We start from the raw sequence: 9970 nt of genomic DNA, 5'->3' as shown, positions 1-9970 counted from the left end.
CCCCTTCCGGTAACGGAAAGGTCTTTGCTGGAGGCAAAAGTCCCTTCGGTAAAGCGTAGAACCTCATGTGTTTATGCAGATCTGAAAGAACTTCATTTACAAATGGAAATCTTAAAGGCAGCATAAATGCAGGCAGATATACAGCGGACTACCTGCAATGTGGGAACCTGCCATATCTGGCATGGAAAAATGCGCATAACTGCGCTGGCCTAAGTTACAGGCGTATCCGCCGATATTTAGTCTGACGCCTAAAGCGTCTGGAAGCACGCGACTTCAGTCGTGTGAGGATAAAGTTTTTAATTCACTTGTAAATGTCTGTTAGGAATAGTATATTCTGACAAAAAAATTCAGGTACGCATTAGCGTACCTGAATAGGTGTTAAAAGAGATATTATGTTATTTAGCTTCTTCTTCAGCAGCCTCTTCCTCAGCTTCCAGAGCCGGGTCTACGTGAACTGTGGCTACGGATACAACTGCGGCTTCGAGGTCTGTCTTTAAGTCTACATCTTTATCCTGAGCAATGGCGAGGTCTTTGACTTTGATCACGTCGCCGACTTTCATGTCACCGACATCTACCATAACTTTGTCTACCAGTGCTGATGGGAGAGCACGGAAGGAGATTTCTTCCAGATGCTGCTGTAATACACCAGCTGCCAGTTTGTCATGGTTTACAAGTACGATCTCTGCTACAGAATGTACTTTCTCATTGCTTACCAGTGCCTGGAAATCTATTTCATCCACCTGTCCTTTTAACGGATTGAACTGGATCTCTTTGATCAGTACGTCATAAGACTGACCATCTACATCCAGCATGATCTGGCTACCTTTGTTGCTTGTTTTGAGAAGTTTCTCGACTGCAGATTTCTCAATCTTAACAGGAATGGAACCTTCCATTTCTCTGCCAAATACGTTACCTGTAACGTAGCCTTCTCTTCTTAATTTTTTGGCCTTTGTGTCCATTGTTCTTTTTTCAGCTTTTAAAGTATTCATTTGACTTTTCCTCCATTTTACAGCTGAGGTGACACGCTTGACACTATCTTTACTTAATGAGCATCTATTATGCTCCAGGTGGTGTTAAGTATTTTTGAGTATTCAGTTGTTTGCTTGTTCTTTACCTTTGTTACAGCTGTATTATAACACGCAAGGGATGAAATGCAAGGGGGAAAGTGTGAAGAATTTGTGAAATCTTACAAATTTGGATGAAATAAATTGTGTATATCTGCTTAAAATGTTATCTGACCTGAAAAATTAGGCGTATTGCTTTTCGGAATAGCATATGTTATAATTGTAACGGATATGAAAGTAAGAAGTAATATTGACGGTATTCACAAAACAAAGAACCCCCAGAAGTGGCTGCTTCCGGGGGTTCACTCGATTTACGGTTGAGGTTCCGCTTATTTCTTATTGTCACGTTTATGTTCTGTCAGCTTATTATATATGTAATTACTAAGGATGCCTGCTAAGACAGAGAGCATAAAAGAAATAAGATCTGTAATGAAGATATGAAGTAACATTGGCATGTACTCACCTCCCGCCTGTTGTCGGTGTGGGATGTGACAACAGAATAAGTGTATCATATCTTAGAACAAATTGTAACCTAAAAGATCCCCTGGAAGGTGCGACTTCCAGGGGATCTTTTCATCTAACTAATCATTAATTACAGAGTATCATTTCTCCTGATATAACCAGGCTGGTCAGCAGGAGATACGATTTCTTTCTTATGAATGAGTCGTGCCCATTTGTCAACGACTTCATTCTCTACGTGAACATCTTCACCGATTGTAACTTCAGCGAGTACAACACTATTCTTAACAACAGCACCCTTCTTGATCACGCATCCACGTCCGATTACGGAATTCTCAACAGTACCTTCAATTCGGCAGCCATTGGAGATTACGGAGTTCTTAACTTCTGCTGTATCGAAATACTGAGTCGGGCAGGAGTCGTTGGTACGTGTATAGATTGGCCAGTTCTCATGGAAGAGTTCCTGAGCTGCTTCGTAGTCAAGAAGATCCATGTTTGCTGCATAGTAGCTTGGGAAATCTGTAATGCTTGCAAAGTATCCCTTATGTGCAACGCCACGGATATCCAGAGTTTCACATTTGTCATTCAGGATATCTGTCAGAGTGTACATGGAGGAAAGCTTCTTAGCTTCTTTTACCAGGCTGATAAAGAGCTCAGTCTTCATGATGCAGGTATCCATGTAGATATTCTGGTTCTTTTTATTACCGTGGTTCGGTCCGATAGACTCAACACCTTTCTGGCGGTTCAGTTCCAGAACGTTACATGTCAGATAAGCTTCTCTTGCATTGTCAACAGAGTGATAAAGCAGAGTAACATCTGCACCGGAGTCAATATGTGTATGTATAAACTGGTTAAAATCAATGGAATAAACCATGTAGTTCGGAGCGATAACAACATATGGATGAGTCATTCGGCTCAGAGATTCCATATTGTCCATGTAGCAGGAGATATCTGTATTGTAGATATCATTGTCATTGTTGTGCTCTGAGAAGAGAAGCTGAAGTTTGCCGCTCTTGGAGTTGATGTTGTAATGACGTCCTGTTCCAACGTGTTCTACAACGGAACGTGGTTTATTGTTGATATAAACCTGGATACGGTCAATATTGCTGTTAGTCATATTGGAGATAGGGAAGTCGATGACTCTGTATCTTCCAAGGAAGGAAAACGCGCCGATCGGGCGATAATCCTGCATACCATCTACATAAATATTTCTCCCGGAGGAGTTTACGATACCAAATGCCTTATACATATTATTCTGCCCCCTTTACACGTTTCGCTACAAGCTCGATGTGCTCGCTGTCTGCACTGCCTACAACAGCACCCTTACCGATGCGGATACCATCAGCTACAAGTGTACGCTGAACAACAGCACCCTCTTCTACAATAGCACCTGGCATCAGTACACTGTCGATAACTTTCGCACCGGCACCAATCTTAACGCCTGTAAAAAGAACGGAATGTTTCACTTCACCTGCAACAACACAGCCCTGTGTAATGTATGCATCTTTAACATCTGCCTCTGCACTGATATACTGTGGAAGAGCAGTAACGTCTTCTGTATAAATCTTCCATGCCGGGTCGCCCAGATCCAGTTCGTTCTTAGAACTTAACAGATCCATGTTTGCTTCCCAGAGAGAGTCGATGGTACCAACATCTTTCCAGTAGCCTTTGAATTTATATGCATAAAGAGTCTTGTTATCGTTAAGCATAGTAGGGATGATATCTTTACCAAAGTCATGGTTGGAATCTGGATTCTTGATATCGGCCATCAGCATCTTGCGGAGAAGTTTCCATGTGAAGATATAGATACCCATGGATGCAAGATTGCTCTTCGGATGTTCCGGTTTTTCTTCGAATTCAACAATACGGCCTGTTTCATCGGTGTTCATGATACCGAAACGGCTTGCTTCTTTCATCGGGACTTCGATAACTGCGATAGTAGCATCTGCATTAGCTGCTTTGTGAGCTGCAAGCATCTCATCATAATTCATCTTATAAATATGGTCACCGGAAAGAACGAGAACATATTCAGGATCAAATTTGTCGATAAAGTCGATATTCTGGGAGATCGCATCTGCGGTTCCACGATATACATTCAGATTCTCATCAGCTTTCTCACGCGGAGGAAGAACGTAAACACCGCTGTCTTTGGCATCAAGTCCCCAGCGTCCGCCGGCTGCAACATAGCTGTTCAGCTGAATGGATTCATACTGTGTAAGAACACCAACTACGTTAACACCGCTGTTGGCACAGTTACTTAAAGGAAAGTCTACGATACGATATTTACCGCCGTATGAAACGGCTGGCTTTGCCACTTTATTGGTAAGATCATGCAGACGGCTGCCACGACCGCCGGCCAGGATCATGGCCAACATACTATTTTGTTTCATAATAGTGAACCCTCGCTTTCATTTATTACACAATATTATACAATTTTTTTTTGCATATTTCCATAGGTTTCTGAAAAAAATATGTAAAATTTTCGCTACAAACCACGTTAAATCGACGAAAAATTATACATTATACACAAAATAATGGGGAAAAATGGAAGAAGTGTGATACGTAAATATACACAAATTTAAGGAAAACGGGTGGACGTATAATACTTCTTACGTTATAATAGGTAAGACTTTATGGTATCTGACTAAAAGAAGACAGTGTATCGATGGTGCAGGTCTGATGCAGATATTCTTTTTGAAGATGTAGTTACTGTTCGTATGATGCTGTTGTTGCAGAGAACAGAGTAAACAGTAACGATATTCAGCCAGACTGCGAAGCAGGTATCTGGTTATGAACAAACAACAGAGCGGATGATCTATCCGCCGGACTTAAAGAAACAGAGGTTATCACGTGAGTAAGAGAGAAGATTATAAACGATTTATCGTGTTCTGTCTGGCGAGTCTGGTTGTACTGGCACAGATGGCTGTCTTTGCCTATGTGTGGTACACAGTCTACAGGGGACAGATCGATGAACCATTCTGGCGAAAAGGTAACTGGGTACTGATCGCGATTTACGGTCTGATGTTTGCCATGTTTGCAAAGCTGTACGGTGGACTGAAAGTCGGATATCTTAAGAGGATAGACGTATTTTATTCCCTGACACTGGCACTCTTGTGTACGAATGCAGTGGAATATCTGGAGATCACTCTGATCAACAGATGGTTTCTGAGCATATGGCCGATGATCGAGATGACGATGATCCAGTTGATACTGATCATTATCTGGATTTTTGGCTCCAGATATATTTATTCCAAATTATATCGTGCACGTAAATTGCTGGTTATTTACGGCGACCGTGATCCGGGAGATGACCTGATCCACAAGATGAATTCCAGAAAGGATAAATACGATATCAGTGGTAAGGTTCATGTCAGCAAGGGAGAGAAAGAAATTCACAGAATGATGCGGGATTATGATGGAGTGATCATATGGGATCTGCCGTCAACAGAGAGAAACCGCTATCTGAAGTTTTGCTTTGCGCATTCGATTCGATGCTATGTCAGTCCGAAGATTTCAGATATCATTTTGATGGGAAGTGAACGTATCCATCTTTTTGACACTCCGCTTCTGATGTCTCGAAACATGGGGCTGTCAGTAGATCAGCGTGTTGCAAAGAGAGTACTGGATATTCTGGTTTCCGGAATTGGCATTATCATAACTTCACCAATCATGCTGATCATAGCGATTGCGGTAAAAGCATACGACAAAGGTCCTGTATTTTATTTTCAGGATCGTCTCACCATAGGAGGTACTCCGTTTAAGATCTGCAAATTCCGCAGCATGTGCGTGGATTCTGAGAAAAACGGAGCTAGACTGGCATCCAAGCATGATTCCCGTATCACTCCGGTTGGAAGAGTGCTGAGAAATCTTCATCTGGATGAACTGCCGCAGCTTTTCAATGTATTTAAGGGAGATATGTCTCTGGTTGGACCGCGTCCGGAGCGTAAGATGATCATGCACGAGTATGAAAAAGAACTGCCGGAGTTTTATTATCGTCTGAAAGTAAAAGCCGGACTGACTGGATATGCGCAGGTTTACGGCAAGTATAACACCACTCCTTATGACAAATTAAAACTGGACCTGTTTTATATTGAGAACTATTCTTTCCTGTTGGATATTAAGCTGATCTTTATGACAGTTAAGATCTTTTTCCAGAAAGAGGTATCCGAGGGAGTAGACGACAAGCAGGTAAATGCGCTGAAGGATTCCGGCAGAACCGCTGAAGCTTCAGAGAATAAAACGGAGGAATGACCATGAATAAACCGCTGGTATCTGTGATCATGCCGGTTTACAACGGAGAGAAGTATATTAAACAGGCTGTGGATTCTGTTTATGAGCAGGGAGTTTCTGTGGAACTCCTTGTGATCGATGACGGTTCCACGGACCATACACAGGAAGTCCTGTCTGCCTATGAGGGCAGAGAGGACTTTCGGTATATTAAGAACAAACAGAATATGGGTGCGGCAGGCTCCAGAAACAAAGGCGTGAAGCTTGCACAGGGAATTTATATTGCCTTTCTGGATGCGGATGACTGGTGGGAGAAGGGAAAATTGAAAGAACAGCTGCATTGTCTCGAGGAGACAGGATATGTGCTGTGCTCTACGGGCCGTGAATTGATGAGGGCAGACGGAAGCAGTACAGGCCGTACCATTCCGGTGAAGGAAAAGATCACCTACAGAGAACTTCTGAAGCATAACAGTATTAACTGTTCTTCGGTGATGCTGAGAACAGATGTGGCACGGGAATTTCCAATGGAGCACGATGACAGTCATGAGGATTATATTACCTGGCTGAAGGTTCTACGTAAATATGGCTATGCTGCAGGGGTTAATAAGCCGTATCTGAAATATCGCTTAAGTGAGGGCGGTAAGTCCAGAAATAAGCTGAAATCGGCGGCTATGACTTATAATGTTTACAGGTACGCAGGCTATGGCAGGATTAAGAGTTGTATTTTTTTCTGCTCATATGCAGTGCATGGGATTTGGAAATATTGTCATAAATAATATTGAATTTATGAATCTACAGCGTGGTTTGTACAGATGATACAATCTGGCAGACCGCGCTGTGCTGCGTATAGCATAAATTCGCACGGCATGTCTCGGGATTTTGGCATATTCATGCCAAAACACCTCGCGGGATAGTAGCGTGTGAATAGTAACAATGGAAATACTTTCATTAAACAGATTATTAAGTTCCTATTCCATAAATCGTAAAAATATGTTATCATTGGTGTAATAACTGTGACCTGCTGAAGAGGAAAAATAATATATTTCTTCGATTCATGTCAGGTTATGAATATGATTAAAGGATAGTATTTAATATGAGAATAAAGAAAGAGAGGCCGGCTGTGCCTTACTCCTACCTGATCGATAATTTCAAGGTATTGCTTATCTTTCTGGTAGTATTTAACCATATTATTGCATTCAACCTCGTAAAGGTAGACACTGTGGTAAGATATGTGTGGTATGCGATCACTATTTTCCACATGCCTGCGTTTATTTTTGTTTCGGGATATCTGTCCAAGAAGCCGCAGAATGCATTGAAGAATTTTAAGAATCTGCTGATCCCATATATTTTGGGCTACACTCTGACCTGGTATTCACAGATCTGGCTGGGAAGGTCTGTAGACTATGAGATCCTCAGACCGACCGGAACGGTTATGTGGTATATTCTGGCGTTATTTATTTATCGTCTTACTATTGAAGCGTTGGGCAAGATCAGATTTATCGTTCCGATCAGCATTGCTATTGCATTATGGGCAGGAACCAGACCGGAGTTTACGACTTTCCTGTCTGCATCAAGAATTGTGGTATTTTTCCCATTCTTTGTGGCTGGTTATCTGTGGAAGAGTGAATATATCACTGCAGTTCGTAAGTTTAAGGGGAAATGGGTGTTGGTTCCGATTTCCGCAGTACTGCTGTGGGCAATACCGAATTATATGATTACTAATGATATGGGAATTGCAATTTTCCGTGGTAATCATGGATATAAACTCTGTGGTCTGACAGACCCGGAAGGAATCATTCTCAGATTGCTGATGTACTTGGTATCTTTTATCTTGATCTATACGCTGCTTGCGCTATTGCCGGATATTAAGCTGCCGCTTACTTATGTGGGACGTCATACGATGGGAATTTATTTCTTCCATTATCCGATCATGATCATTATGAATGGTCTGTATATTCTGCTGATCCCTGAGATGAACAATGTCTGGGTACTGCTTGGGGTATCGTTGGTATTTGTTCTTGTTCTGGGAAGTCTGCCGGTAGATCTTCTGTATACAGGGGTACTGAATCTGATCGCATTTATTCTTATTAAGAAGGATAAGACAGTCAGAGATGAAGGTCTGGAAGAGGAGTATGACCGTGAGGATCATGAATATGAACTTCTCAGACGAAAGAAAGCGATTGAAGAACTGGCAGCGACGCTGGATTCTGAGAGCGAACAGGATGGTCATATGCAGAAGATTAATCTGGATGATGATCTGATGGAGCGTACCTCAGATAAACATGAAGGTTTCAGTAATGTAGCAGGTACGGATCATCTGGATATCGAGGAATATGATCTGGATGATATTCCGGATGAGCAGATTAAGAATGAGGAGGAAGAGTTACTTTCTCTTGAAGATCTGATCCAGGAGCTGGAAGAAACAACCAGAAATATGAAGAATAATGATCTGTTGGATGAACTGAAACAGGAGAATAATTCAGGAAATTTACAGGCAGATGCGGTACAGTCAGAAGAGATGCAGGAGGAATTGCAGTTAAATGAGCTTCCGCCGGATGCATTGGATTTAGATGAACTGAAGCCTGAAGAAAAAGAATAAAACACAACTGAGGACTTTGGAATACTGTGAATGGTAGTATATCAGTATTTCAAAGTCTTTTTATATACCGCAGGAAATTACTCAGGACAGGATTGTACCGTGGTAAAGAGAAATTCTGTGCATTGCGAAGCGTGCTGCTGGGCAAGGAGTGAAAGGTAATTTTTTTCTTAACGTTAATTTAACATTCTGGTAACAGATAGGTGACGTAAGTTGGGAAGTATGATATAATAAAAGTATCTATAGTGTAAATCAGATGTAATTGTGAAGGTACAAAGCAGTTACAATCAGTAAAATTTTTTTGGGAGTTAAACGGAGAGAATGAAAAGAGTGATCACATATGGCACTTTTGATCTGTTTCATAAGGGCCACTACAATATTATCAAGAGGGCGAAAGCACTTGGCGATTATCTGATCGTAGGTGTCACAAGTGAGAGCTTTGATATCGAACGCGGAAAGCTCAATGTGAGAGACAGCCTGATCAAGAGAATTGAGAATGTGCGAAGAACCGGTCTGGCAGACGAGATCATTATTGAAGAATACCAGGGTCAGAAGGTTAGTGACATTATTAAATATGATATTGATGTTCTGGTAGTTGGTTCTGATTGGCGGGGTAAATTTGATTATCTTAAGAATTATTGTGATGTAGTTTATCTGGAACGGACGAAGAATATTTCCAGTACAAAACTTCGCAGCGAAGGTGTTATCTTTAATATGGGAATTGCGACGGACAATATTGAAGATAATGACGTTGTTCAGGAATCCAAATTTGTCAGCGGTATTCATGTAGAACGGGTATTTAGTGAGAATCAGGAGCTAGCACAGGAGTTTTGCGATAAATATGAGCTGGGATCCTGCTGGAGTGATTATGATGAGTTTCTGTCGGATGTAGATATTGTATATATTAAGTCTTCTCTGAATAAGAGGGTGGAATACATTGAACATGCACTGAAACAGGGAAAATATGTGATCAGTGATTCGCCGATGTCTCTTTCCTCAGAGAAGCTGCGTCATTTATTTGATGTGGCAAGAGAGAACCATGTAGTTCTGATCGATCGGATGACTCTGGTTTATCTGCGTGCGTTTAATCAGCTGGTATGGTTGATACACAGCAATCTGGTGGGAGATATGGTAAGTGTAAAATGTGCCATTTCTCAGGATGATTTTGAAGGCGGCAAGACTTTTAACGAAACTGTCTGCACAGCAATCTGCGCAGTGATCAAGCTGCTGGGAAAGAAATATCAGGACATTAATACCAATGCAGTCCGCAGTCAAAGTGGTAAGTTTGTGTATGACATGATCACGATGAAGTATGCCAGTGCGCTGGCAACTATTGAGATTGGAACAACTGTAGATATTGAAAATGAACTTGTGATTATTGGAAGCAATGGCAGGGTTACCATTCCAAATGACTGGTGGAATACCGGTTATTTCGAAGCTAATATTTCTGGAAAGGAATTTCTCAAGAGATATAGTTTTAATTTTGAGGGAAATGGCTTCCGCTACCTGTTACAGGAACTGATGATCATGATCCGCGATAAACGGACAGAATGTACACGGCTCTTCTATGATGAGTCGGTTAAAATAATAGAAATTTTGGAAACAATTAATCAGAAAGGATAAC

Annotated in this window: 7 protein-coding genes; 4 read left to right on the top strand and 3 right to left on the bottom strand. The window is 41.5% G+C overall.

Annotated elements, in window-relative coordinates:
• Window positions 1-395: 395 nt before the first annotated feature.
• The 3 genes from KQI87_RS14515 to KQI87_RS14505 all read right to left on the bottom strand — a co-directional run bounded on the left by KQI87_RS14515 (window position 396) and on the right by KQI87_RS14505 (window position 3913).
• Window positions 396-989 (bottom strand): 50S ribosomal protein L25, encoded by a 594-nt coding sequence (locus tag KQI87_RS14515; RefSeq protein ID WP_216460756.1) that lies wholly within the window; start codon window positions 987-989, stop codon window positions 396-398.
• Window positions 990-1656: 667 nt separating this feature from the next.
• On the bottom strand, window positions 1657-2772 hold the full coding sequence (gene glgD, locus KQI87_RS14510; RefSeq protein ID WP_216460755.1) for a glucose-1-phosphate adenylyltransferase subunit GlgD: 1116 nt from the start codon (window positions 2770-2772) through the stop codon (window positions 1657-1659).
• Window position 2773: 1 nt separating this feature from the next.
• Window positions 2774-3913: a glucose-1-phosphate adenylyltransferase gene (locus KQI87_RS14505; RefSeq protein ID WP_216460754.1), complete on the bottom strand. Its 1140-nt coding sequence runs from the start codon at window positions 3911-3913 to the stop codon at window positions 2774-2776.
• A 460-nt stretch (window positions 3914-4373) separates the two neighbouring features.
• Between KQI87_RS14505 and KQI87_RS14500 the strand changes: the two genes are divergently transcribed.
• The 4 genes from KQI87_RS14500 (at window position 4374) to KQI87_RS14485 (ending at window position 9969) form a co-directional block, all read left to right on the top strand.
• Entirely contained in the window at window positions 4374-5774 is a 1401-nt protein-coding gene (locus tag KQI87_RS14500; RefSeq protein ID WP_216460753.1) for a sugar transferase, read from the top strand.
• 2 nt (window positions 5775-5776) lie between these two features.
• Window positions 5777-6526, top strand: a complete 750-nt coding sequence (locus KQI87_RS14495; RefSeq protein WP_216460752.1) for a glycosyltransferase family 2 protein — start codon at window positions 5777-5779, stop codon at window positions 6524-6526.
• 317 nt (window positions 6527-6843) lie between these two features.
• Window positions 6844-8349 carry an acyltransferase family protein gene (locus KQI87_RS14490; protein ID WP_216460751.1) on the top strand — a complete coding sequence of 502 codons (1506 nt, stop codon included), beginning with the start codon at window positions 6844-6846 and terminating at the stop codon, window positions 8347-8349.
• A 318-nt stretch (window positions 8350-8667) separates the two neighbouring features.
• Window positions 8668-9969 carry an adenylyltransferase/cytidyltransferase family protein gene (locus KQI87_RS14485; protein WP_216460750.1) on the top strand — a complete coding sequence of 434 codons (1302 nt, stop codon included), beginning with the start codon at window positions 8668-8670 and terminating at the stop codon, window positions 9967-9969.
• Window position 9970: the final 1 nt, after the last annotated feature.

The sequence above is a fragment of the Blautia sp. MSJ-9 genome (genome assembly GCF_018919065.1).
GTDB lineage: Bacteria > Bacillota > Clostridia > Lachnospirales > Lachnospiraceae > Blautia_A.
This window is presented reverse-complemented; position numbering and strand designations above follow the sequence as displayed.

What these genes read in the sequence shown, in the direction of transcription:
- KQI87_RS14495 (WP_216460752.1), top strand. Translation starts at nt 5,777, where the DNA reads ATGAATAAACCGCTGGTATCTGTGATCATGCCGGTTTACAACGGAGAG.
- KQI87_RS14515 (WP_216460756.1), bottom strand. Translation starts at nt 989, where the DNA reads ATGAATACTTTAAAAGCTGAAAAAAGAACAATGGACACAAAGGCCAAA.
- glgD (WP_216460755.1), bottom strand. Translation starts at nt 2,772, where the DNA reads ATGTATAAGGCATTTGGTATCGTAAACTCCTCCGGGAGAAATATTTAT.
- KQI87_RS14485 (WP_216460750.1), top strand. Translation starts at nt 8,668, where the DNA reads ATGAAAAGAGTGATCACATATGGCACTTTTGATCTGTTTCATAAGGGC.
- KQI87_RS14505 (WP_216460754.1), bottom strand. Translation starts at nt 3,913, where the DNA reads ATGAAACAAAATAGTATGTTGGCCATGATCCTGGCCGGCGGTCGTGGC.
- KQI87_RS14490 (WP_216460751.1), top strand. Translation starts at nt 6,844, where the DNA reads ATGAGAATAAAGAAAGAGAGGCCGGCTGTGCCTTACTCCTACCTGATC.